This window comes from Larkinella sp. VNQ87 (assembly GCF_049445795.1).
GTDB lineage: Bacteria > Bacteroidota > Bacteroidia > Cytophagales > Spirosomataceae > Larkinella.
Map to the genome: position 1 here is coordinate 44,349 of NZ_JBMSDT010000015.1, position 25,231 is coordinate 69,579.

Consider the following 25,231-nt stretch of genomic DNA (forward strand, 5'->3'; position numbering starts at 1 on the left):
CAAAAACTGCCATGGAAACCAGTCGCAGAGATTTTCTGAGAAAAACCGGGTTGGGCGTGCTGGCCGCCAGTCCGTTGTCGGTATACGCCCGCACGCCCGACGAGTTGCTAAGCATCGAGCAGCAAGCGCAGCGAACGCCCCCGCAGGCATTCAACATGTGCGGCTATGCGGCTCCGAAACTGGATGTGGTGCGTGTCGGGATCATCGGCATCGGCAACCGGGGCATGGGGGCTGTCGAACGCTTGAACAAATTGGAAGGTGTGGAGATCAGGGCGCTGTGCGATCTGCGGGCCGAACGCGTGAACCTGGCGAAACAGAAAGTGGCAGCGTCGGGCCACAAACCGGAAACATATTCAGGAACGACCGAAATCTGGAAAAAACTGGCCGATCGCACCGACCTCGATCTGGTGTACATCCTGACGCCCTGGGCCTACCACACGCCGATGGCGGTTTTTGCGATGAACCACGGCAAGCACGTGTGCGTGGAAGTGCCGGCCGCCAAGACGCTCGAAGAGTGCTGGCAACTGGTCGAGACCTCGGAGCGGACCAAAAAGCACTGCATGATGGTCGAAAACTGCTGCTACGACTTTACCGAACTGCTGACGCTGAATCTGGCCCGCAACGGCTTTTTCGGCGAAATTGTGCATTGCGAGGGCGGCTACATCCACAATTTGCAGGAACTGGCCTTCTCGAAAAACCACTTTTACCAATTATGGGAACTGGACGAGATGGCAAAACGCAAGGGCAATCTGTACCCGACCCACGGCCTGGGGCCGATCTGCCAGGTGCTGAACATCAACCGGGGGGATCAGATGGATTACTTGGTGTCGATGTCGACCAACGATTTTGTGCTGGGCGCGCTGGCGAAAGAACTGGCCGCCAAAGACGACTTTTACAAACCGTACGTCGGAAAACCGTTCAACGGCAACATGAACAATTCGACGATTCGGACCAAGAAGGGCAAAACGATTCTGGTGCAGTACGATGTGTCGTCGCCCCGGCCGTATTCGCGCCTTCAGCTGGTGAGTGGCACGAAAGGCGTGGTGCTGAAATACCCCGAACCGGCGCGGTATTCGACCGGCCACGAGTGGATGACGGAGTCGGAATACAAAGCTCTGGAAACGAAGTACATGCCGCCAATTTTGACGAAAATGGGCGAAATAGCCAAGAAAGTCGGCGGGCACGGCGGGATGGATTTCCTGATGGATTGGCGCACCATCGACTGCCTGCGCAACGGCCTGCCACTCGATCAGGACGTGTATGATGCCGCGCTGTGGAGTTCGGTCGGGCCGCTGAGTGCCTGGTCCATTGCCCACCGGTCCAATTCCATCGACGTGCCTGATTTTACGCGGGGGGCCTGGCTGAAAAACCAGCCGGTCGACATTTCGATGACGAAAGGCGGAACGACGGGGGCGAAGGTGTAAGACCGTAGTGGCCGAAACCGTTTTTTTGTGGTTAAGCGGGTGTTATTTATGCAACCGCTCCAGCAATTCGCGCCGGTAGGTAATGCCCACCGGCAATTCGGACTCGCCAATCAGAACCGTGTTGCCGCTGAGCTTGTCAATTCTGTTGATGGCGACGATATACGATTTATGAACCCGAATAAACTGGTCGGACGGCAGGCGGCTTTCCAGTTCGGCGGTGGTCAGGGGTGTCAGCAGCATCCGGCCCGGCAGAAACAGCTTGACGTAATTGCCCCAGCTTTGGGCATAGAGCAGGTCACTCAATTTGATCCGCAGCCAGTCGGCATCGACTTTAACCATCATCGAATCCGCCGGTCCGGTTGCAGACTGAACCTGAGTCGGTGCCATACCTGCGGGCGTTGCGGTTTGGGCCAGCACGCGGTCCACGGCTTTCAGAAAGCGCGGAAACGGAATCGGTTTGACGAGGTAATCGGTCACCCCAAATTCGTACCCCCGCAGCGCAAACTCCGTGTAAGCCGTGGTAAGGATCGTCTTAGGGGTGTAGCTGAGCGTACTGAGCAAGTCCAGGCCGCTCAGTTCGGGCATGTTGATGTCGAGAAACAGCAGATCGACGGGCTGGCGGTGCAGAAAATTCAGGGCATCCAGCGCGTTGTAACATTGCCCGGCCAGCGTCAGCCGGTCCATCCGGCCGATGTAGTTTTCGAGCACGTAATGGGCCGCTATTTCGTCGTCGACAATCAGGCAGCGAAGCGGTTCCACCATGGGAATAAACGAGTTACCCGACCAAAGCCGGTTTTCAGGAGCGTTCATAGGTTGTTGTTTACTGTTCGTTCAGATGGAGCGGGCTAGGCGATGGCCATTTCGGCATTTTGCGCGGTCTGGGCCGACAGTTGCCGCAGTGGTAATACCAGATCGACCACGTAGTAGTCGGGCGTTGGCTGAATGGTCAATTGATGGGTGCCGGGATACAGCATATCCAGACGCTGCCGGGTATTTTCCAGGCCGACACCCGTTGAAACCGGCGCTTTGGCCCGGCATGGAATGGTATTGGCAACGTGCAGGTGCAACTGCTGGTTTTCTATCCGGATCGATACGGCCACTTCACAGGGCGTAATACCCGCCGTGCCGTGTTTAAATGCATTCTCGACAAACGGCATCAACAGCATGGGTGCCACCACGTACCGATCCGGTTCCTGCTGGTCGGGGCCTTCGAAAAGCACCCGGCAGCGGTTGCCGACCCGTTCGGTTTCGAGTGCCATGTAACTTTCCAGAAACTCCAGTTCATCGACCAGCGGTACCCATACCCGGCGCGTACTATCGAGTTGATACCTAAGCAGTTGAGAAAGTTGCATGATCATATCCGGGGTACGACCCGGTTCGTGCAAACTCACCCCGTACAGGTTGTTGAGCGTGTTGAACAGAAAATGCGGATTCAGTTGCGATCGCAGCACGCTGAGTTCCATCTCCTGCATACAGAGTTTGAATTGTTCCTGCTGCTGACGTTGCTGGTAAAACCGGTTGATCAGTAGCGGTACGTTAAACAACAACAGACTGACCGTGGCGCTGGCGACCGTGTAGAGGTAAATCAAGGCGGGCGTGAACCCTTTCTGGAGCGTGTCCGTGCAAAGCCACACGTTGACCTGCATCAGAAGCACCGAGAAGAGCAACAGAACCACCGCCGACCACCCGGCATACTGCCGGGTTTTCTGACCGTCGAGGAGTTTTGGCAGGACAAAAAACCGCTGGACCTGGGCGTGTCCGTACAGCAGGCAGAAATACAGCAATTCGCGCCAAAGTACCTCCCTGGAGTTGAGTAACTCCCAGGAAGTTAGTGAGTTAAGGGTGAAAAAGGCCAGGAATAACAGAGCTTCCTGCAACCAGCGGTGGCGGGGGCAAGTCTGAAGTTGCTGCATCATACGCACGATCGGCTGAAAATCAATACCCTAACAAAGTAAGGGTGCCCGCCGGAGATTGCCAAGTTTAGATGACCAATTGCATTCGTCCGGCGTTTAACCGCGTACGTCATCTATAGTTTTTTCCGCTGTTGTCCGGCTGCTTACTTTGCAATGCTATTTCAACCTGAACCCGCTCAACCGGTTTGGGCAACGTTTTTGAACGCTGCCGACCGGCTTCCGTGCCTTTCACACCTAACCAAAAACACGCTATGCAACAACCTGAAAAACATCATTCCTCGTTTTTAACCCTGGTTCTGCTGCTGTCGGGCAGTCTGCTTGCGCTGCTGGGCTGTAGCGCATCGGGCCAGGAATCGCAGCAAACCGCCAGCGAGGTACCGACGCTCCCCGTTGTCGAGGTGCAAAAAGCCGCCATGACGACCTACCAGGAGTTTCCGGCTACGCTGGAAGGCAAGGTCAACGTCGATATTCGTCCGCAGGTGGAAGGATATCTCGAAAAAATCTTTGTCGACGAAGGAGCCGCCGTTCGGAAAGGGCAGCCGCTGTTTAAAATTGATGAACAAAGCTACCGCGAACAACTGAGCAACGCGCAGGCCAGCCTGCTGATGGCGAAAGCCAACCAGGACAAGGCCGCGCTGGAAGTGGCCCGGCTGACACCATTGGTGCAGAACAAAGTCATTTCGGAGGTACAGCTCAAAACCGCCCAGTCGATGCTGAATGCTGCCAAAGCGAGCGTGGGGCAAGCCGAAGCCGCCGTCAGCACGGCTAAGACCAACCTGAGCCGCACGCTGATCACCGCACCGGCCAACGGCTACATCGGTCGGTTGCCCTACAAACCGGGTAGCCTGGTGGGCCGCGCCGAACCGCAACCGTTGACGACCCTTTCGGACGTACGCGAACTGTACGCTTACTTTTCGATGAGCGAGACGGATTTCCTGCAATTCACGCAGCAGGCGGGGGGCAATAGCCTGGCCGACAAGATCAAACGACTTCCGTCGGTGGAACTGCTGCTGGCCGATAACACGCCGTACGCGCAGAAAGGCCGGATCGAGATGGTGTCCGGGCAGTTCGACAAAACGATGGGTTCCATCAGCTTCCGGGCGACCTTCCCGAATGCGCAGGGGCTGCTCCGGTCGGGGATCACAGGCCGCATCCGGATTCCGGAGCCGCACGGCGCGATGGTGGTGGTTCCGCAGGAAGCTACCTTTGAGCGGCAGGACCGCGTGTTTGTATTCGCCCTGACGGACAGCAACAAGGTGGAAAGCCGACCGCTCCAGATTCTGGGCGAAAGCGGAACGTATTACCTGATCCGTTCGGGAATCCAGCCCGGCGACCGCATCGTCCGCGACGGCCTGGACCGGCTGCACGACGGCGACGTGATCGTGCCCAAACTCGTCAGTTCGGACACCAACCGGCTGACGAAGGCGTCTCTATAACATTCAACAAATCCGTCACATGAGCTGATGGGAACACGGCCGGGTCGCCGTCGCGATTAAACAGATTAAACGGATGAGAACAGATTTATCCGTTGAAATCCGTTCTATCCGTCCAATCCGTGTTCCTATCCAACCAGACTGACCTCTTTTTTTATGCTCAAGCTATTTATTGAACGACCGGTACTGGCAACGGTCATTTCCATTCTGCTGGTCATTCTGGGAATCATTTCCCTGCTGACCCTGCCAGTGGCGCAGTTTCCGGACATTGCGCCCCCCAGCGTGCAAGTCACGGCGACCTACCCCGGGGCCAACGCCGAGGTGGTGGCCCGCTCCGTGGCCACCCCGCTCGAAGAAGCCATCAACGGGGTCGAAAACATGACCTATATGACCTCCTCCGCCGGAAACGACGGAGCCGTCGCCATCAACGTCTTTTTTGAACTCGGCACCAACCCCGACCTGGCGGCTGTCAACGTGCAAAACCGGGTTGCCAAAGCCACCAGCCTGCTGCCGACCGAGGTGGTGCAGGCCGGAATTTCGACCCAGAAGCAACAGAACAGCATGATCATGTTTCTGGACCTGATCAGCACGGCGGAGGTCTACGACGAAACATTTTTGCAGAATTACGCCAAAATCAACATCATTCCCGAATTACAACGCATTAAAGGCGTCGGGCAGGCTGTGGTGTTTGGGGTGAAGGATTACGCCATGCGCGTCTGGCTGAAACCGGACCGGCTGACGGCCTACGGGTTGTCGCCCCAGGATGTGCTGGCGGCCATCCGCGATCAGAACCTCGAAGCCGCTCCCGGTCGGATGGGCGAAAGCAGCCCCGAAGCGTTCGAGTACATCATCAAGTACAAGGGCAAATTCACCAAACCGGAAGAGTTTGACCAGATCGTGCTGAAAGCCAACGCCGACGGGTCGGCGATCCTGCTGAAAGACGTGGCCCGGCTGGAGTTCGGTTCGTTTACCTACAACGCCAACACGCGCGTCGACGGCAGAGCCGCCACCGGGATCGCGATTTACCAGACAGCGGGTTCTAACGCCAACGACATTCAGATTGCCATTCTGGAGGTCATGAACAAGGCGACGCGCTCGCTCCCAAAAGGCATTCATTACGCGGTGGAATACAGCACCAAAACGTTCCTCGATGAATCCATCGATCAGGTGACACACACGCTGGTAGAAGCTTTCATTCTGGTGTTTATCGTTGTCTTCCTGTTTTTGCAGGATTTCCGCTCGACGCTGATTCCGGCCATTGCCGTGCCGGTGGCCATCATCGGCACGTTTTTCTTCATGCAGTTGTTTGGCTTTACCATCAACCTGCTGACGCTCTTCGCGCTGGTGCTCGCCATCGGGATTGTGGTCGACGACGCCATTCTGGTAGTCGAAGCGGTCCACACGCGCATGGAGCAGGGTATCCAATCGGCGCGGGCGGCTACACTGCGCTCGATGCAGGAAATTTCCGGCGCCATCGTGTCGATCACGCTCGTCATGGCGGCCGTGTTCGTGCCGGTGGGCTTCATGAAAGGCCCGGCGGGCGTGTTCTACCAGCAATTTGCGTTTACGTTAGCCATTGCCATCTTTATTTCGGCCGTGAACGCCCTGACGCTCAGCCCGGCGCTCAGCGCCCTGATTCTGACCAACAAACACGCCGATGACCACCCGCAACCGCAAAAACCCGGTTTCAAAACCCGGTTTTTCAAGGCCTTCAACGCCGGTTTTTCGGCCGTCACGAACCGGTATGTGGGCGCTACCCGCTTCCTGATCCGGCAAAAATGGGTGGCCCTCAGTGGGCTGGCGCTGGTCCTGGCCGTGACGGTCTGGCTGGTTCGAACCACCCCCACCGGTTTTATTCCGTCGGAAGATCAGGGCTTTATCGTTTACTCGCTGAAACTGCCGCCGGGCGCTTCGCTGCAACGCACGCAGAAGATTTCCAGCCGGATGGAGCAGATTGTGAAACGGATTCCTGCCGTGCATAGCCACTACGGCATCAGCGGTTTTAACGTGATCGCCAACTCGTCCAGCCCCTCGTACGCCGTGGGCTTCATCAACCTGAAACCGTATGCCGAACGGGGTGAGGTGCCTGACCTGGATGCCGTGATGGGCCAGATCAATACGGAACTGGGGAAAGTGAGCGAGGGGCACGTCGATGTGTTTACGTTCCCGACCGTACCCGGTTTTGGGAGTGTCGATGGCTTCGAACTGGTCTTGCAGGACCGGACGGGCGGCAAGCTCGACAAGTTGGGCCAGAGGGCCAAAACGTTCATCGAAGAGATCGGGAAACGGCCCGAAATTGCGGCTGCGTTCACGACCTTCGATACGGGTACTCCGCAGTATTCGGTGGAAATCGACGTGAAAAAAGCGAAGCAGTTGGGTGTTTCGACGGGCGATATTCTGCAAACCATGCAGGTGTATTACGGCAGCACCTTTGCGTCGGACTTCAACCGGTTTGGCAAGTTTTACCGCGTCATTGCCCAGGCCGACAGTCCCTACCGGGCCGATCCGTCGTCGATGAACGGAATTTACGTCAAAAACACGGCGGGGGAAATGGTGCCGCTCACCACGGTGGCGTCCCTGAAACGGGTGTTCGGTCCCGAAGTGGTTACGCGCAACAACCTGTTCAACGCAGTCGTCATTAACGGAATCCCAAAACCGGGGTACAGTTCCGGCGACGCCATCCGGGCCGTGGAAGAAGTGGCCGCGAAGATTCTGCCCAACGGCTACACGTACGAGTGGACCGGCATCACGCGGGAGGAAATTGCGGCCGGAAACCAGACTGGCGTCATTTTCCTGCTGAGTCTGGTGTTCATCTACTTCCTGCTGGCGGCCCAGTACGAAAGCTACCTGTTGCCGCTGGCCGTCATTCTGTCGGTGCCGACGGGCGTGCTGGGCGTGTTCTGGGCCATTAGCTGGGCCGGAATCGATAACAATATTTACGTACAAGTTGGGCTGGTGATGCTGATTGGGTTGCTGGCCAAAAACGCCATCCTGATTGTCGAATACGCTGTTCAGCGACGCCGGGCGGGGATGCCGCTGGTGGCATCGGCCCTGGAAGCGGCCCGCTTGCGGTTGCGCCCCATTCTGATGACCTCGTTTGCGTTCATCGTGGGCCTGATTCCGCTGATGAGTGCCACAGGTTCGTCGGCCAAGGGCAACCATTCCATCAGCATCGGCACGGCCGGGGGCATGCTGTCGGGCGTTGTACTGGGCATTTTCATTGTCCCGGTTTTGTACGTCATTTTTCAGAAACTCCAGGAGAAAATCAGTGGCCGCAAACCGCTTCCCCAACCCGAACCGGAGGGTGAACTGGCGGCCTAACATTCTTGAATCAATACGCATGAAAGTTATTCAATTGGTACAAAAACCGCTGACGGTCGTCTGGGCGATGCTGGTGCTGACGCTGGCGGGGTGTAAAGTCGGCCAACCGTACCAGCGCCCCACGATGGCCTTGCCTGAGCAGTTCCGCTCGGCCCCGACGACCACCGATTCCGGAACAGTGGCCCGGATTCCCTGGCGCGACTTTTTCCGGACGCCCGAACTGCAAAACCTGATCGGCACGGCCCTGACCAGCAACTTCGATCTGCAACTGGCCCTCAAACGGATCGAAGCCAGCCAGGCGTATCTTCGGCAGACCCGGTATGCGTTGCTCCCCGCCGTGAATGCCCAGATCGCGGCTTCGACCGTGACGCCTTCCAAAAACAGCCTTAACGGGCTGAGCCTGGAAAATTTCCTGGGCACGCGCCATCTGGAAGACTATTCGGCCAACCTCGGCCTGTCGTGGGAAGCCGACATCTGGGGCAAAATCCGGCTCCAGAACGAAGCCACGCGGGCTGCGTATTTGCAAACGAACGAAGCCGCCAAAGCCGTGCGGACACAACTGGTGTCGCGGGTTGCCAACGGGTATTTCAACCTGCTGTTGCTGGATGCCCAACTGGACATTGCCCGGCGGAATGTGGCGCTGAGCGATTCGATTGTCCGGATGATCCGGTTGCAGAAGGACGCGGGCGAGGTCACCGAACTGGCCGTCGAACAGGCGCAGGCGCAGCAACAAGCCGCTGCCTTGCTCCGGTCGCAACTCGAACAAACCGTCACGCTGGAAGAAAACGGCTTGCGGCAACTACTGGGCGACATGCCCGGCGAGGTGCCCCGGTCGGTCCGGCTGGAAACCTTTCCGGTGGCCGATTCGGTGCTGGCGGGTGTTCCGGCGCAGGTACTCGCCAACCGGCCCGACGTGCGGGCCAGTGAACTGAACCTGGTAGCCGCCAACGCCCGGGTGGGCGTCGCGCAGGCCAGCCTGTATCCGTCGCTGGTGATTACGGCCACCGGTGGGCTCAATTCGTTTCAGGCCAGCAACTGGTTTATGTTCCCGGCCTCATTGTTTTACTCGGTGGCGGGTGGGTTGACGCAGCCGGTTTTTCAGCGCCGACAACTCAAAACCCAACTGGAAGTGGCGCACATTCAGCGCGACGAAGCCGCCATTGCGTTCCGGCAGACGGTGACCAACGGCGTCCGGGAAGTGGCCGACGCGCTGGTGCAGACCGAGAAGCTGAAAGAGCAGGAGCAGGTAGCAGCCGCCCGGGTCGTAACGCTCAAACAGGCCATTGCCAACGCCCGGCTGCTGTTCACTAGCGGGCTGGCCACGTACCTCGAAGTCATTACGGCCCAGAGCAACGTGTTGCAGGCCGAACTGACGCTGGCCCAGATCAAACAGCAGCGGCTGAGCGCGATGGTGGATGTTTACCGGGCCGTCGGGGGCGGCTGGCAGTGACGGCTGAATTGGCGGAAGTTGTTGCCGTAAGAGACCAACCGTAAACTTAAAGTCGCCCGTTTTGGCTCAAAAACCACCTGTTATCGATTGCCGGTTTTGAAAGGGCGGTTTTCGGGTAAGTTTGTAGTCGTTCCATCCGCTACGTCAAACGCTCAAACTGCCATGCGCTCCTTCTTTACCTATTTCGCCCTTGCCGTCCTGTTTGTCCTGGGTGTCAAACTGGTCAACGTTCAGCAGCGGTATGTGAAGCCAGTCGCGCCCGTGATCAAAACCGACGATGGAAAGCTGGCGGATGAAATGATTTCCCGTCGTTAACCGCTTCGTTTATCCTTTCTTCCCGACTTATCGACTTCGTTAACTTCGGTGTTCGGATACACCATTGGCCTGCATTAGGGCCAAAAAACTAGCCCGATCCGGTCCGGATCGGGCTTCATGTCGGTGGGTTAGTGGTAAGGTGGTTGACTTAGGCAACAGCGGTTTTGGCTTTCGGGTCGTTGCCGTAGGCGTTCGGTCCGGCGGTGCCTTCCGTACAGGCCAGAATCAGGTTGTACACCGGAATCAGGCAGTACCAGCCGCTTTTGTTGACGTCGTGCATCCGGCGGATGGCGACGGCCACCGAGGGAACCAGCGTGGCCAGGCTGAACAGCATCGTGACCATACCCATCAGCGTTGAGCCGCCGAAGAGCAGGATGTTCGTGAAGTTCAGCACCTGCGTGATGCCCATGTTGATCAGGAAAAACTGCCAGTACTCGCTGCGCCGGGCGCGGCCGTTGAAATCGTTGTACTTCTTCAGCACCGAAACGTAGTTGTCCAGAATGGAAGAAGAGGCAGACGAAGGCATGGAAGTGTTCATTGTGTTTGTTGTTTGGATTGTGGATGGTTTGCGTTTTTGTTTGGTTTATTCAGTCCGGCAAAGGCTTGAAGTCGTTGGCTGTCAGGCGGCTGGCGGTGAATTGTTGAATCAAAATTACAAGGCCGGAATGCGCTTCGCTACCGCAGAACGGTAACTGGTAGGGAAATTCTGGTAACTGGCGGGCGAGGGGCCTTAACTGGTTTTATCCGATTCCCTAAAACCCTGTCAGCGGTCGACGACCCTGAAAGCGGTTCTAGGGCTGCCCGCTACAGAACCGGAACGGCTTGTCTTAAAACCGGACGCGGGCTGTCCGAAATCGGTCAGGTCTTTCAGGAAAACCGCTTTTAGACGCCCGTCAGCGTGGATTCAAGGGCGTGGTATGAAAGTTGAGCCGGTAAAGGAAACCTTAATCCTCCTTGTTGAATATCATGAAAAAAGGATTTTTTACCTTGCTTTTTGTTTTCTCATTAACGGCTGCTTTTGCCCAGACGACGCCAGCCGATGAGGTTGCGGGCGTTCGGCAGGCCTGCTTCAATTACATTGATACATTCTACAAAGCCGATACGACGCTGGCCTATGCGAGCATTCATCCGACGCTGCAAAAACGCGGATTCTTTTTCGATGAAAAGACGGGCCGCTATTCGAAGCAATTGGAAATGCCGTTTCCGGCTTTGATCCGGCTGGCTAAAACCTGGAACAAAGACGGCAAACGGGCTAATGCCGGGTCGCCCCGAACCGTCGAGGTGTTCGAGGTGGCCGACAAAACCGCAATGGCCAAAGTGACGGCAGTCTGGGGAATCGATTACCTTCACCTGATTAGGGAGAATGGTAACTGGATGATCGTCAACGTGCTGTGGCAATCACCGCCGAAGTCGTTGCAGGCATTGAAGTGAACATTGCCCTCTGTCCGGAGCAATGCACACCTGTACGGTTTTCACCCAAAGAACAATTCAATCTACTTCGGAAACCGATTGAAGCAGGGCTTCAATTTTTTGCAATAGGTCCTCAACGTTGAACGGTTTGGACAGGAAGGCATCGGGTGTCGCCTGGGCAATGCCTTGCCGGGCGATCGGAGGTTCGGCGCCTGAAATTAAAATTACGGGTATTTTATGACAAGCCATTTTTTGGTTTTCCAGAAAATCAATTCCGCTAAAACGGGGCATCAGCAAGTCCAGCAACACCAGGTCGGGACGTTGTTCGGGGGAGCGGAGCCAGCTCAGGGCGTCCTGCCCATCGTTGGCAATCAGCACATCGTACCCGGCTTTGGTTAAGTATAAAGTCAATAGTTGCCGGTACGTCACATCGTCATCCACAATTAAAATTCTTCGTTTTCGGGTCATTTCATCGTCTCTGTTCATTGGCGGCATGAGTTAGCTGTCAGCTATTTTGCCTGTTTTCACTTTGTTAAATTACATACTACCGTCGGCGGTTGTCGTTTTGGTGACTGCCTGAGCGAGTTCATCTTGGCCTGGTGGCTTGTGCACAGCACATATAGATCGCGTGCCTGGTTTTCAATTTGTGCTTACCATCGGTGCAGTAGTAGATCCATTTTTACTTCATTTTGTTCAGCTCACTTAGCGAACGGTTCTATCCGGATGCCGGTATGCTGCAGGGATTGCTGTAAACGAGTCGCCAACTTTGAAGAGAAACGCCCTGGTGGTTATTTTGCCCGGAACTTACCCCAACGCGGAATGAACCGCTGGTTTCAACCGGTCGGCGTAGACTTTCCCGGGTTTGGTTGACCGCTTACTTACAATTTCTTCCGTTAAGGCAAATAGGCACGCAGATTGACTTCTGATTGATACCAGTGTCCGGATTGAAATCCGGCGACAACAGAAAATTGATGACAAGTTCCGTACTGCATTGGGGCAGTCTGGTTAATCACTTTGCTTGTGACGTTATGTGGCTTCACGTCTCGATTAAGTACACACAGGGGAACACCCGCAGGTACCGCTTTTTTGGGACTTCTATCGAAGACCTTATGGAAGTGTTGAATTATTTTGTCAGGCAGGGTTTGGAGCTTCAGTCGGCTTTCCTGACGGATGCGGAGGGGCGTCGTACGGAATTACCCGTGGCTGGCTTTGATGGCGGTGTTGTATCCGAAACAATGCGCAGGCTGGAAGCAGAATACCAGACCCTGTTCCAGTTGGTGAGCATTCCTAAGAAATAAAATGGGCTTATACGACTTTCGGCTTCGGAGAAAGCGGCAAGTAGATCGTAAACATGGTGCCGTGGTTAGGGCGGCTGCGAACGTGAACCAAACCGCCATGGTTGTCGACGACTTTCCGGGCGATGGCCAGACCAATCCCCGTACCCGGATACTGGGCGCGCCCGTGCAGTCGCTGAAACAGTTCAAAAATCCGCTGGCTGTGCCGTTCGTCGAACCCGATTCCGTTGTCGGTAATCCGGAGAGCGGCCCAGGTCGCGGGCGTCGTTTGTTCCGGTAACGAACTTTCCCATTCCTCCGGGGAGACAGCCTGAATGGTGACACGCGGAGGCTCATCTGATTTTGAAAATTTCAGGGCGTTTGAAAGCAGGTTTTGAAACAGTTGCCGGAGTTGCAGCGGACTGCCCGTAAGGTGAGGCAGTGGGTCTACCGTTATCTGAGCGTGTTTCTCCCGGACCACCATTTCCAGATCGCTGAGGATGTCCTTTAACAACGAGTTCAGGTCTACCCGAACGAAAGGCTCCTGGCGACCCGTCAGCCGGGAGTAGGCCAGCAAGTCCTGAATCAGGTCCGCCATCCGGCTGGCCGCGTCCTGCATCCGCCGGAGCCAGTCAGCCCCATCGGTTCCCAGCACCGGGCCGTACTGATCGGTCAGCAGATTGCCAAAGGCCTGAATTTTGCGCAGGGGTTCGCGCAGATCGTGGCTGGCGACGTAGGCGAATTGCTCCAGAGACTGATTGGAACGCTGGAGTTCCTGGTTGAGGATTTCGAGTTGCCGCGCCTGTTGCTGCTTTTCATCCTCCACTTTTTTGCGGTCCGTAATGTCCAGCATGACGGCCAGCAGCCCATCGCCCAGCCGGGTTATGGATACGTCCAGCCACTTGTTCAGGTGCGGATAAAAATGCTCCCGGCGGAGGGGATGCCCCGTTTCAATCAACTCAATATACCGTTTCAGTAGTCCGGGATTTTGCTCTTCCGTCAGCCGTTCCTGGAAGGTGCGGTTGTAGACATCGTCGGCGGTGACGGCAAAAACGGTTTCGTAAGCTGCGTTATGAAAAACCGTTTTCAGGTTGATGATCGGCCCCGGTTTTCCGGCTTGCCCCGGCGCACGCACAGCCTGGTAGGCAATGATGGCGTAGGGCGAGGTTTGTAGCAACTGGTCGAGGAACGTGGCCTGCTCAAGGCGGTTCAGTTCGGCCTTTTTGCGGTCGGTACTATCCAGAAAGCTGACGAGTAAACCGTCTTCGTGCTTGACCCCGGAGATGTCCAGCCAGTGATCCAGCCCATCCCGGGTATACTGAATTTCGGATCGCCGGGCTTCTCCGGTTTCCATCAGTTCGAGCGCCTGATCGAAAAGGCCAAGCTCCTGGTACGACGGTAGTACGGCCAGCATGGGTTGCCCGATCAGGTAGTCGGGCTGGAGCCCAATCAGGCTGGAGGCCATCTGGTTGACTTGCCGAATGACAAAGTCCGTAATCCGGCCGTCGTCGGCGCGCAGCGCCTGGTAGAGTACAATGCCGGTCGGGACGCTTTGCAGGATGTTTTGCATCAGCTCCGACGTTTGCTGTGCTTCCAGCTCCGATGCTTTGCGAACGGTGATATCGAGGAAAGTAATCACCAGCCCGTCGCCCAGCTTGTTAATCGCTACATCGAACCAACGGGCAAGTTCCGGATTAAATTGCTCCGCCCGGACCGGCTGGCCGGTTTGGTAAACGGCTCCGTAAAACGGCCACATCCCGGTTTTTTTCGTCTGCGGATAAATCTGGGTAATGGTCTTGCCCACGACCTCGGCCCGGTTTTTTTCGGCTAGCCGGAGGGCAATTTCGTTGGTGAGTACCACCCGAAAATCCGGCAGATCGCCGTTTGGGTCATGAACCGCCTGGCAGACAGCGATCCCGGCAATCGAAGCATTCAGCACACCGTCGAGCAGGTCGTGCTGCTGCTGAATCTGCTGGCGGGCTTCAACGAGTTGGGTAATGTCGCGGAAGGAAGTGAAAAAACCGTCCCCCAATGGCCGGTTAAAGACTTCGAACCAGCGGCCGAGCCGTGGGTTGAAATACTCCCAGTTCCATTCGTGGCCGGTTTCGACCACCTGCCGAAAGGTGTCGGCAAACCGTTTTCCGTCCGGTTGTCGTTCAAACAGGGTCTGTTGCTGTAATTCAGATTCGGTGAGGCCGGTTATTTCCAGTGCTTTGGGGTTGTAAAAGAGCGTGCGGTAATCGTCAATCGTTCCGTCGGCTGCCCGAACGGCCTGATAAACCACCAGACCGTTTGGCGAATGGGCCGCGATGCCTTCCAGCAGCGAAACGCGGTTTTCGGTGGTGGGCTGTGACAACAGCGTGATGGCGATGCCGTCGGGCGTAGGTACCAGCCGAACCGACTGCTTCATCCGGTTGCCGTCCCTGAGCGTTATCCAGCCGTCGACCGGTGCCGTCGGTCCAACATCGGTCCAGTCGGGGGCCGGGAATGTCAGGAGATGATCAAGCGGCTGTCCCTGTAGCTCGGTGGTTGAATACCCGGTCAATTCTTCCGCCAATCGGTTCAGCAGGCTGATGCGAAAAGGAGTGGAGAGGCTATTAGCAGGAGGGGCGGTTTGGCAGAGAATGATGCTACAGGCGGCATAATCTAAAATGGTACGTGTCAAAGGCAGGCTGGCGGGTAAACTCATATCACAGGTACGGCAAGCAAATTCATATCGTCTGTCTGCCCGGAACAGGGGGCGTTGGGCAAAACTCTAAGGTAGGCATTTTCCCGGATTTAACCGCACGGATTGCGGGCGATGGGTTGGCTGGAAATGCGATCAGACAGGCAGCAGACGGATTTGGATGCGGAAAAGCACAAAAACCGGCCGGACCGGAGTTTATAAAAAGTTCGGACTGAAGGCGTCGATGGATCGTTAAATTTTCATTATTATGCCGGACGAAAAGTGTGCGATTCCTTAATAAGAGCCGGAGATGATTAGAATAAAATTAGACCGAACTTTGTAGAGCAAGCTTATCCGGTTACGGACTTAGGGAATCCAGGTTATGAACGCAGCGTATTGTGCATATTCCGATGAAAATCTCCTGATGATGATCGGTGAAACCGACGACGAACTGGCGTTTGCCGAGCTTTACAACCGTTATTTCCGGCTTCTGTTCAATTACGTTTTCAGCAAAGTCGACGACCGGTTTGTGGCGCAGGAGATTGTTCAGGAGCTCTTCGTTACACTCTGGCAACACCGTCACCGCGGCCCCGTCCTGGCTTGTCGCCCCTACCTGTTTGCCTGCGCTAAGAAACTCGTTATTTCGCATTACCGGAAAGAATACACCCGGCAGTTTCATTACGGCCAGTGGGAAGCGCGGCACGAATCGGCTACGCTACCGACGGACCAGCCCCTGCTGACGGCCGACCTCCAACACCGTTACGAGCAAAGCCTTTACCGGTTACCGCCCAAGTGCCGCGAAGTGTTCGTGCTGAGCCGCCAGGGCCACTCCAACCGGGATATTGCCTTGCAACTCGCCATCTCCGAAAAAACCGTCGAACAGCATGTTACCAAGGCAATCCGGCTGTTGAAAGATTACCTGAAAGAGCATTTTGTCTACGCCTTGCTTCTGAGTGCGTTTTTCTGAGCGAAGTAACTCCGCAGGAGCAGCTTATGGATAACCCCGAGTGCTGGGGCTGTCGGGGATCAGTGTATCCGGCATCCAGGCAGGTCCGGGCGGCTGGGGTGTGCCTCTCCCCGTATACAGGGGCTGTCGGGTGTTGGTGTAGGCGTCCGGTGGGTTCGCGGTCGTCCCGGGGTTGCACCCGGGGATATCCAATGTCAACCCCGTTGGGGTTGGTGGGTCGGGTCGCTGTTTTTGTGAATTTTTTTTCAAACCGACTAAGGGTCGGGTGCTTGGCGGGCGACATGGGGAATAGTTATCATCCCAATCGCTATGCCGCCGTCGAAAATCTCCCCGCTTTTGCTTGAAAAATACCTCCGCAACGAATGCACGGAGGAGGAAAAGAAACGGGTGGAAGCCTGGTATGCCGCCTTGGATGGCAAGCCGGATTACCTGGACACGCTGCCTCAAGAACAGCAGCAGGCGATTCAGAAAGAAACCTTCGCTCAGATTCGGGGCCAGATTCAACCCGCAGAAGCGAAACCGGTGCCGGTTTTCCGCTGGGGCTGGCTGACCGGGCTGGCGGCTTCGGTCGCGCTGGCGATCGGATTTTTCCTGGTGTATCGGTACGCTGATGAGCAAAAGGATTCGACTTCCACCACCGTAACGGCTGCGAAACAACCGGTTGAAAAACCGGCTGAACTGGTTCGGTTCGTCAACCAAAGCCCCCGGCCTGTGAAGCATGTGCTCCCCGACCAGAGTTCGGTCTGGATGCACCCGAGCGCGTCGATTGCTTACCCGAAAAAATTCAGCGCTGACCAACGGCTGGTGACGTTCGCGGGGGAAGGCTTTTTCGACGTTCGGAAAGATCCGGCGCGCCCGTTCCGGATTCAGAGTGGGGAAATGCAGATTAAGGTGCTGGGTACCAGCTTTAACGTAAAGGCCCCGGCGACGCACCCGGTTTTTCAGATTTCGGTCGTCACGGGTCGCGTGCAGGTCAGCGCACCCGACCACCGGCAGCACGAGCAACAGGTGATTCTGAAACCGCAGCAGCAGGCGGTTTTTGAAACCGAATCGAAGCGGCTAATAGCCTCGGCGATTTCGGTGCGGGCTAAAAAGCCGATTTACGAACCTGTCACGATCACGTTTGCCGAAACCCCGCTGGATCAGGTCGTGAAGAAGCTTGAGAAACGGTTTGCCGTCCGGATTCGTCTGGCCAACCCGAAAGCCGCGTCCTGTCTGTTCAGCGCCGATTTTGAAAAGCAGCCGTTGCCGCTGATTCTGGAAATGCTCTGCACGGCTTTGGAGGCAACGTATACCATGAACGGTAATTCAATTCTGCTCGACTGCCCGCCCTGCACAGCATGAACTCAAAACCCATACTCATAAACCAACTTTCATGAAAAACCGCTACCCGCTTCCTCCTTAATGCTAAAAACCGGGAGTGTACCACCACCCCCGGCTCAGGTAACCCCTTCTGCTTCGTACCACCGAACGAAGGGGCAATCATCCAACAGCTCTCAACTATCAGACAACCAAAAGTATGCAAATTTTCATCCCTAACAAGTCCGTCGACTGGCGAAAAATCATGCGTATCGGATTACTGCACTGGATTCTGGCCGTATTGCTGACGGGCATCGCCAATGCCCGGGAAATTGCGGCACAGTCGATCCTGAGTAAGGATATGACGCTCCAGCTTACCAATGTTACGCTCAAGGAAGCACTGGATCAGATCCAGGAAAAAGCCAATACAAAGTTCGTCTACAGCAGCCGCGTTTCCCTGCGGGAACAGGTTTCGATTAACGTGAAAAACCAGAAATTGTCCCGGATCCTGGATCAACTGCTGATGCCCCGGGGCATTACCTACAAAGTGATCAACGAACAGATTGTGCTGGCCCGCGAACGGGGCTTTAAACCGGAAACGGTGCTGCCGAATCTCGACGAAAAAATGGAAACCTACCTGGCCCGCCAGGAAATCCGGCTGAAAGGAACCGTGCGGGCGTCCGACGGACAGGGCGAAACGCTGGCCGGGGTGAGTGTGGTGCTGAAAGGAACCACGCGGGGAACGACCACCGACGTCGGCGGAAACTACGAACTGGTGGTGCCGAATGCGTCGGCGGTGGTGGTGTTTAGCTTTCTGGGTTATACCTCGCAGGAAATAACTGTCGGCAACCGCTCGGTCATCAATGTGACGCTGAACCCCGACAGCAAAAGCCTGGAAGAACTGGTGGTAGTCGGTTACGGAACCCAGAAGAAAGTGAACCTGACCGGCGCCGTGTCGCAGGTGCAGGCCAAAGACCTCGAAAACCGGCCCGTGAACAATATGTCGCAGATTTTGCAGGGAATGATTCCGAACCTGAACATCACGTTCAGCACCGGGCAGCCGGGGCAGGGCGGGAGCCTGAACGTGCGCGGAGAGACCTCCATCAATGGCGGGGGGCCACTGGTGCTGATCGACGGTGTTCCGGGCGACATCAACCGCCTGAACCCGAACGACGTCGAATCGGTATCGGTCCTGAAAGATGCGGCCGCTTCGGCTATCTATGGCGCGCGGGGTGCGTTCGGCGTGGTGCTGGTGACGACCAAAACCGCTAAAAATGGCAAAACGAGCATTTCGTACAGCAACAACTTCGGCTGGTCGAAACCGACCGTGAGCACCGACTTCCTGACGAACGGCTACGAGCACGTCCGGCTGAACGACGAAGCGTTTATCCGGGCGACCGGTAACAGTTACACCCGGTATTCGGAGGAAGATTACAAGGAACTGGAAGCGCGCCGGTACGATAAAACCGAAAACCCGGCCCGGCCCTGGACGGTCGTCAAAAACGTCAACGGCAAGGATATCTACAATTATTACGGCAATTACGACTGGTGGAATACGCTGTTTAACATGACGCAGCCGTCGGCCCAGCACAACCTGAACCTTTCGGGCGGAACCGACAAAATCAATTACTTCCTGTCGGGATCGATTTTCCAGAAAGACGGGATCATGCGGATCAATACCGATAAATTTACGCAGTATACGCTGCGGAGCAAGATCAACGCCCAACTGACGCCCTGGCTGCGGGTGAGCAACAACACCCAGTATTTTGACTCCAAGTACACGTATCCGGGTCTGGAAGGGGGCGCCAATGCCAACTTCGTCGCCATTACGGTGCACGCCTTACCGGCCTATGCACCCCGCAATCCGGACGGTACGGCTACGTACAACACGCTGAAAAACAACTATTCAATCGGCGACGGTTTGTTTGCGAACCTGTTGAAAGGCGTCGCGGGCGGGAAGAAAGGCGTACACGAACTGACGACGATCAACTCGGTGACCATCGACTTCACCAAAACCTGGAATCTGGTAGCCAATCACTCGTACTCGTTCTACATCGCTGACGACTGGTACCGCTCGGCCGTGGCGCAGTACTCCATCCAGCCCGGTATTCTGACGACCGTGCCGAACTACAACACCGACCAGTACCGGCAGACGATGTGGTTTGACCCGATGAACGTCACGAACCTGTTTTCGTCGTATAACCACACCTTTGGCAAGCATTACATGTCGGCCACGGCCGGGATCAACTACGAATCGAAAAAACACCAGCGGTTGTTCGGTGCGCGGAAAAATCTGCTTTCCGAAAGCCTGAACGACCTGAACCTCGGCACCGGGGAGCAATTGTCGGGGGGTGATTCGTACCGGTATTCGTTGTTTGGTGCCTTTTTCCGGCTGAACTATGATTACGTCGGCAAGTACCTGCTGGAAGTCAACGGACGCTACGACGGCACCTCCCGGTTTGGCGAAGGTCGTCGGTACGGTTTTTTCCCGTCGGTGTCGGCAGGCTGGCGGATCAGTGAAGAGAACTTCTTCGAGCCGCTGCGGAATGTGGTAAATAACCTCAAAATCCGGGCGTCGTACGGGACGCTGGGCAACCAGTTACCGTCGAACAACGCATCGGCCAGTTTTTATCCCTACGTCTCGATTATGCCGACGGCCCAGTCGAGTTGGATCAACAATGGGCAAAAACTGTATTACGTCAACAGCCCGACCCCGATTTCGCCCGATCTAACCTGGGAAAAAGCCACGACTTCTAACCTGGGTCTGGATGCCGATCTGTTGAAAAACCGCCTGAATCTGTCGTTCGATGCCTATATCCGGAACACCACGGACATGCTGGTGCCGGGCCAGGTGCTGCCGGCGGTGTACGGCGCGACCGTGCCGACCCAGAACGCCGGAGATTTGCAAACCAAAGGCTTTGAACTGTCGCTGGGCTGGCGGGACCAGTTTAAAGTAGCGGGCAAGACGCTCTCGTACAACGCTTCCTTTATTGTATCCGATTCGAAATCGACGATCACCAAATTCGACAACCCGAACAAAATTCTGTCGAGCCGCTACGTAGGGCAAGTCATTGGCGAGATCTGGGGCTATTCCATCGATGGGTTCTTCAAAACCGACGAAGAAGCGCAGGCCTACACCGTTGATCAGACGCTCGTCAACCGGCAGCGGCTGAGTGCGCCTGGCGAATGGAGCAAACTGCGGGCGGGTGATCTGAAGTTTATTGATGTGGACGGCAATGGCAAAATCGATCAGGGAGCCAATACGCTTTCCGATCACGGTGATCTGAAAATTATCGGCAACAGCCGGGCGCGGTATCGCTACGGAATGAATCTGGGCGCATCCTGGAACGGGTTTGATGTGTCGCTGCTGGCGCAGGGCATTCTGCGGAAACACTGGTATCCGGGCAACAATGCCGACAAGTTCTGGGGACCGTACTCGCGCCCGTATTACTCGTTCATTCCCAAGGATTTCGAAAAGGATGTCTGGACGCCGGAGAATCCGGATGCGTACTTCCCGGTTTTGCGCGGCTACACAGCCCTCAACGATGGGGGTGACCTCAGAGCGGCCAATGACCGCTACCTGCAGAACGCGGGTTACCTGCGGTTGAAAAACGTGGTTATCGGCTACACCTTCCCGGAATTGCTGACCCGGAAAATCCGGATTCCCCGGGCGCGGATTTACGTAAGCGGTGAAAACCTGCTGACTTACACGCCCCTGCGGACCAAGTACATCGACCCGGAACAACTGGACGGCGACGCGACGAACGGCCGGACCTATCCGTTGTCGAAAACCATTTCGGCCGGTCTGAACATCAATTTCTAACAACGACTTTCGATGAAAAAAATAATTAGTCTGATTGCGCTGGCCGTGGGCCTGAGTTCCTGCGATCTGGACCTGCTGCCGCAGGATGCCATTTCGCCCGAGACATTTTTCAATACTGAAAACGATTTGTTGCTGTATACCAATTCGTTTTACAACGCCCTGCCGTCGGCCGAGGACGTGTACAACGAGGATGTGGATAACATCGTAAAAAATAGCCTCCGCGACGAGTTGCAGGGCACGCGGGTGGTGCCTACGAGCGGGGGCGGCTGGTCGTGGGGCAACCTGCGGAACATCAATTATTTTCTGGCCAACTCCAATAAGTGTCCCGACAAGCGGGCTGTGGCCAAATACAACGGGCTGGCGCGGTTTTTTCGGGCGTATTTTTACTACGGCATGGTGAAGCGGTTTGGCGATGTGCCCTGGTATTCACATACCATCGAAATAACGGATCAGGACATGCTGACCAAAGCCCGCGACCCGCGAACGATGGTAATGGATTCCGTGCTGGCCGATATCAACTACGCCATCGCCAACCTCGACGCTTCCCGTCAACTGAACACCGTGACCAAATGGACGGCGCTGGCGCTGAAATCGCGCCTGGCGCTCTACGAGGGCACGTTCCGGAAATACCATCCGGAATTCAACCTGCCCAATTCGGATAAATGGCTGGACGAGTGCATTGCCGCTTCGGACGAGTTGATGAAAAACAGTGGCTATACCATCTACAAAGCCACACCCTCGACGGCTTATCTCCGCTTGTTTTCGTCCGACAACGCCATCCCCGACGAGGTGATTCTGGCCCGGGATTTCAGCGACGAACTCCAGGTGTACCACAACCTGAACTACTACACGATGACGGCTTCGTACGGCCGGCCGGGTTTGGAAAAGAGATTGGTGAACAGTTATTTGATGGCCGATGGGACGCCGTTTACGGATGTCAAAGGCTACGAAACCATGCAATTCGCGGAGGAAGTGCAAAACCGTGATCCCCGCCTGGCCCAGACCATCCGGACGCCCGGCTACACGCGCATCGGCGAAAACACCCCGCTCGTGCCGGAATTCGGTGCGACCGTAACCGGGTACCAGTTGATCAAGTTTGTGTCGGCTCCGAAATGGGATACGTTCAACAAGGACATTACCGACATGCCCATTTTCCGGTACGCCGAAGTGCTGCTGAACTTCGCGGAAGCCAAAGCCGAGCGCGGCACGCTGACGCAGGCGGATCTGGATGCGTCCATCAAGCTAATCCGCGACCGCGTCGGGATGCCGAACATCAACCTGGCGGCCGCCAACGCCAAACCGGACCCATATCAGGCGCAACTGTACACCCAACTGAAAGGAGCCAATACGGGGGTGATGCTGGAAATCCGGCGCGAACGGCGCATCGAACTGGTGATGGAAAACTTCTTCCGCTGGGACGACCTCATCCGCTGGAAAGAAGGCCAGGCCCTCACGAAGCCGTTCAAAGGCATGTACTTCCCCGGCCCCGGCAGCTATGATCTGGATAAAAACGGGAAAGTCGATCTGGTCATTTACGAAGGCACCAAACCGACCGTGCCAGGCGCGCAGTTGCTAAAACTCGGCAGTGAAATCCTGCTCGAAAATGGTACTAAGGGCGGTAATATTGTGATCAACGGGCACATCAACAAGAAGTTCAACGAAAACCGGGATTATCTGTATCCGATTCCGAAGCAGGAGCGGCTGCTAAATCCGAATCTGACCCAGAATCCCAACTGGGAGTGAGTCCGAATTGAATTTAAAATGTAAAACTATAAATGTCGGATGTAAAACTGAGGTGTCCGACCCAATGAGCAGTTCTACTGCTACATTCGACATTTAGAGTTTTACATTTTAAATTAAAAAGCCTTATCTATTCCTAAATCCTTCTTTAAATGCTAGCTGACCGACGTTCGTTTCTTGAAAAAATGTCTCAAATCGGGGCGCTGGGCCTGTTGCCCGGCATCCCGGCGGTGGCCGCTCCGACGGAGGAGAAAAACCACTTTGTCGTGGGGCCGTACCTGCAAAATTTGGGCAACCGCGAGGTAACCATCCTGTGGATCACCCACAAAAACTGCTTTAGCTGGGTCGAATATGGGGCCGGAACCTACACCAGCAAGCGGGAATTCGGCTACCACAACGGCCTGATTCAGGCCAACAACCGCATCAACAAAATCACGCTGACCGGCCTGAAACCTGGCACGGAGCACAAATACAAGATCGTCTCGACGGAAGTGCTGGGCTACAAAGGATCGAAAGTGGAGTTTGGCGAAACCATCAGCAGCCCGCTCTACGGTTTTAAAACCCCGGCCGAGAACGAGGAAGAATTCCGGATGGTGGTGCTGAACGACATCCACGACCGACCCCAGACCATTCCGCACCTGCTCTACCGGCACGGCTACACCGGCAACCGGCGGGATTACGACTTCGTGGTGTTTAACGGCGACTGCTTCGACTGGGTGTCGGACGAAAATCAGATGGTCGACCACCTGCTTAAACCGGCAGTGGATGTGTTTGCCACGGAGGTGCCGTTTATTTTGACCCAGGGCAACCACGAGTGCCGGGGCAGTTTTTCGCGGCAGATTCCGGCCTATTTCGCTTATCCGGAGGGAAAATACTACTACGCCTTCACACGCGGACCCGTGCGGTTTGTGGTGCTCGATTCGGGCGAAGATAAAACCGACGACAGCGTGGAATACGGTGGGTTATCGGCCTTCGACCGTTACCGCGAAACGCAGGCCAGGTGGCTGGAAAAGGAAATTGAAAGCCCGGAGTTCAAAAAAGCGCCGTTCCGGGTGGTGCTGATTCACATATCGCCCTACCACTCGGGCGACTGGCACGGTCCGATGCACGGGCAGCAGGTGTTTGGGCCGTTGCTGAACAGAGCCAAAATCGATCTCCAGATTTCGGGCCATACGCATCGCTACATGACCCATGACCCGGACGCAACCCATAACTACCCAATCGTCATCGGGGGCGGCCCGCTCGAAGGCAAACGGACGATCATCAAACTCCACGCGACCGCCAAAGCCCTGGATCTGAAGATGATCCGCGACGACGGCGAAGTAGTGGGCAAATACACCCTCCCGAAGAAAAACCGGACTTAGCATTCATCCATGAAAACCGTATCATGAAACCACTTTTTGCATTGCTGCTTGCCCTTCTTTCAGGATTTGGATATGCCAATGATGGCACGGCCGCATTGTCGAAAAAACCGAAAAGAGTGCGCGTGATGACCTACAACATTCATCACTGCAACCCGCCCTCGGCCGGAACGAACATTGAAGTCGAAGCCATTGCGCGGGTTATCACGAAGGAAGAACCGGATCTGGTCGCCTTGCAGGAAGTGGATGTCAATACGGAGCGTTCGGGAAAAGGCATCCACCAAGCCCGCGAGCTGGCCCGGCTGACCGGAATGTATTATTTCTTTTCGAAAGCCATCGACCACCAGGGGGGCGATTACGGGGTGGCCGTGCTGTCGCGGTTCCCGATCCTGGATTCGAGCCGGTTTATTCTGCCCGTCGACCCGGTTCTGGGGGGCGAAACCCGGACCATTGCGGCCGTTACCGTCGAGGTGGCGAAAGGGAAGAAAATCATTTTTGCCAGTACGCACCTCGATTTGAAAGAACCGAACCGGCTTTCGCAATCCGAATTGATTGTGAAGCAGTTTGAAAAAACCGGGTTGCCAATGGTGCTCGGGGGCGATTTCAACGCCCGGCCCGACAGCAAAGTCATTCAGTACCTCGACCAGCATTTCGTCCGAAGCTGCCAGGAGTGCGCGCCGACGATTCCGGTGAAAAATCCGAACCGGGCCATCGACTTCGTGATGTACACACCGAATGGCCTGATCAAAAGCCTGTCCACCCGCGTGATTGACGAGCCGTATGCCTCCGACCATCTGCCGGTGGTGGCTGAGTTGGAGGTGAACTAACTCAGAAAA

The 25,231-nt window shown here is 55.9% G+C and carries 19 protein-coding genes; 14 read left to right on the top strand and 5 right to left on the bottom strand.

Annotated features, from left to right (window positions below; all coding sequences use genetic code 11):
- Nucleotides 1-11: 11 nt before the first annotated feature.
- Nucleotides 12-1,424 (top strand): Gfo/Idh/MocA family protein, encoded by a 1,413-nt coding sequence (locus ACO2Q8_RS23595; RefSeq protein ID WP_423347337.1) that lies wholly within the window; start codon nucleotides 12-14, stop codon nucleotides 1,422-1,424.
- A 42-nt stretch (nucleotides 1,425-1,466) separates the two neighbouring features.
- Here ACO2Q8_RS23595 and ACO2Q8_RS23600 read toward each other — a convergent pair whose 3' ends face one another.
- Together ACO2Q8_RS23600 and ACO2Q8_RS23605 are read right to left on the bottom strand one after the other, a co-directional pair.
- On the bottom strand, nucleotides 1,467-2,234 hold the full coding sequence (locus tag ACO2Q8_RS23600; RefSeq protein WP_423347338.1) for a LytR/AlgR family response regulator transcription factor: 768 nt from the start codon (nucleotides 2,232-2,234) through the stop codon (nucleotides 1,467-1,469).
- 35 nt (nucleotides 2,235-2,269) lie between these two features.
- Nucleotides 2,270-3,340: a sensor histidine kinase gene (locus ACO2Q8_RS23605; RefSeq protein WP_423347339.1), complete on the bottom strand. Its 1,071-nt coding sequence runs from the start codon at nucleotides 3,338-3,340 to the stop codon at nucleotides 2,270-2,272.
- A 248-nt stretch (nucleotides 3,341-3,588) separates the two neighbouring features.
- Here ACO2Q8_RS23605 and ACO2Q8_RS23610 point away from each other — a divergent pair, with 248 nt between their 5' ends.
- The 4 genes from ACO2Q8_RS23610 to ACO2Q8_RS23625 all read left to right on the top strand — a co-directional run bounded on the left by ACO2Q8_RS23610 (nucleotide 3,589) and on the right by ACO2Q8_RS23625 (nucleotide 9,856).
- Nucleotides 3,589-4,773, top strand: a complete 1,185-nt coding sequence (locus ACO2Q8_RS23610; RefSeq protein WP_423347340.1) for an efflux RND transporter periplasmic adaptor subunit — start codon at nucleotides 3,589-3,591, stop codon at nucleotides 4,771-4,773.
- Between the two features lie 153 nt (nucleotides 4,774-4,926).
- A complete protein-coding gene (locus ACO2Q8_RS23615) occupies nucleotides 4,927-8,091 on the top strand; it encodes an efflux RND transporter permease subunit (protein WP_423347341.1) in 3,165 nt (1,054 codons plus the stop codon).
- A 19-nt stretch (nucleotides 8,092-8,110) separates the two neighbouring features.
- Nucleotides 8,111-9,541, top strand: a complete 1,431-nt coding sequence (locus ACO2Q8_RS23620) for an efflux transporter outer membrane subunit (RefSeq protein WP_423347342.1) — start codon at nucleotides 8,111-8,113, stop codon at nucleotides 9,539-9,541.
- Nucleotides 9,542-9,703: 162 nt separating this feature from the next.
- Complete coding sequence (locus ACO2Q8_RS23625) at nucleotides 9,704-9,856, top strand: hypothetical protein (protein ID WP_423347343.1); 153 nt, start codon at nucleotides 9,704-9,706, stop codon at nucleotides 9,854-9,856.
- Between the two features lie 148 nt (nucleotides 9,857-10,004).
- Here ACO2Q8_RS23625 and ACO2Q8_RS23630 read toward each other — a convergent pair whose 3' ends face one another.
- Entirely contained in the window at nucleotides 10,005-10,394 is a 390-nt protein-coding gene (locus ACO2Q8_RS23630; RefSeq protein WP_423347344.1) for a DUF805 domain-containing protein, read from the bottom strand.
- Here ACO2Q8_RS23630 and ACO2Q8_RS23635 point away from each other — a divergent pair.
- Complete coding sequence (locus tag ACO2Q8_RS23635) at nucleotides 10,381-10,548, top strand: hypothetical protein (protein ID WP_423347345.1); 168 nt, start codon at nucleotides 10,381-10,383, stop codon at nucleotides 10,546-10,548. The genes ACO2Q8_RS23630 and ACO2Q8_RS23635 overlap by 14 nt on opposite strands.
- A gap of 274 nt (nucleotides 10,549-10,822) precedes the next feature.
- Nucleotides 10,823-11,287: a nuclear transport factor 2 family protein gene (locus ACO2Q8_RS23640; protein ID WP_423347346.1), complete on the top strand. Its 465-nt coding sequence runs from the start codon at nucleotides 10,823-10,825 to the stop codon at nucleotides 11,285-11,287.
- Nucleotides 11,288-11,344: 57 nt separating this feature from the next.
- Here the strand turns inward: ACO2Q8_RS23640 and ACO2Q8_RS23645 are convergent, their stop codons facing one another.
- A complete protein-coding gene (locus ACO2Q8_RS23645) occupies nucleotides 11,345-11,752 on the bottom strand; it encodes a response regulator (RefSeq protein WP_423347347.1) in 408 nt (135 codons plus the stop codon).
- Between the two features lie 623 nt (nucleotides 11,753-12,375).
- On the opposite strand from ACO2Q8_RS23645, the gene ACO2Q8_RS23650 reads away from it, so the two are divergent.
- On the top strand, nucleotides 12,376-12,564 hold the full coding sequence (locus tag ACO2Q8_RS23650; RefSeq protein WP_423347348.1) for a hypothetical protein: 189 nt from the start codon (nucleotides 12,376-12,378) through the stop codon (nucleotides 12,562-12,564).
- Between the two features lie 7 nt (nucleotides 12,565-12,571).
- Here ACO2Q8_RS23650 and ACO2Q8_RS23655 read toward each other — a convergent pair whose 3' ends face one another.
- Nucleotides 12,572-15,205, bottom strand: a complete 2,634-nt coding sequence (locus tag ACO2Q8_RS23655) for a PAS domain-containing protein (RefSeq protein WP_423347349.1) — start codon at nucleotides 15,203-15,205, stop codon at nucleotides 12,572-12,574.
- A gap of 382 nt (nucleotides 15,206-15,587) precedes the next feature.
- On the opposite strand from ACO2Q8_RS23655, the gene ACO2Q8_RS23660 reads away from it, so the two are divergent.
- The 6 genes from ACO2Q8_RS23660 (at nucleotide 15,588) to ACO2Q8_RS23685 (ending at nucleotide 25,222) form a co-directional block, all read left to right on the top strand.
- Entirely contained in the window at nucleotides 15,588-16,172 is a 585-nt protein-coding gene (locus ACO2Q8_RS23660; protein ID WP_423347350.1) for a sigma-70 family RNA polymerase sigma factor, read from the top strand.
- A 309-nt stretch (nucleotides 16,173-16,481) separates the two neighbouring features.
- Nucleotides 16,482-17,516 carry a FecR family protein gene (locus ACO2Q8_RS23665; RefSeq protein WP_423347351.1) on the top strand — a complete coding sequence of 345 codons (1,035 nt, stop codon included), beginning with the start codon at nucleotides 16,482-16,484 and terminating at the stop codon, nucleotides 17,514-17,516.
- Between the two features lie 175 nt (nucleotides 17,517-17,691).
- Complete coding sequence (locus ACO2Q8_RS23670) at nucleotides 17,692-21,294, top strand: TonB-dependent receptor (RefSeq protein ID WP_423347352.1); 3,603 nt, start codon at nucleotides 17,692-17,694, stop codon at nucleotides 21,292-21,294.
- Nucleotides 21,295-21,306: 12 nt separating this feature from the next.
- Nucleotides 21,307-23,037, top strand: coding sequence for a RagB/SusD family nutrient uptake outer membrane protein (locus ACO2Q8_RS23675; protein WP_423347353.1), 1,731 nt, complete (start codon nucleotides 21,307-21,309; stop codon nucleotides 23,035-23,037).
- A gap of 182 nt (nucleotides 23,038-23,219) precedes the next feature.
- Nucleotides 23,220-24,398, top strand: coding sequence for a metallophosphoesterase family protein (locus ACO2Q8_RS23680; protein WP_423347354.1), 1,179 nt, complete (start codon nucleotides 23,220-23,222; stop codon nucleotides 24,396-24,398).
- A gap of 23 nt (nucleotides 24,399-24,421) precedes the next feature.
- A complete protein-coding gene (locus ACO2Q8_RS23685; RefSeq protein ID WP_423347355.1) occupies nucleotides 24,422-25,222 on the top strand; it encodes an endonuclease/exonuclease/phosphatase family protein in 801 nt (266 codons plus the stop codon).
- The last annotated feature ends 9 nt before the right edge of the window (nucleotides 25,223-25,231 follow it).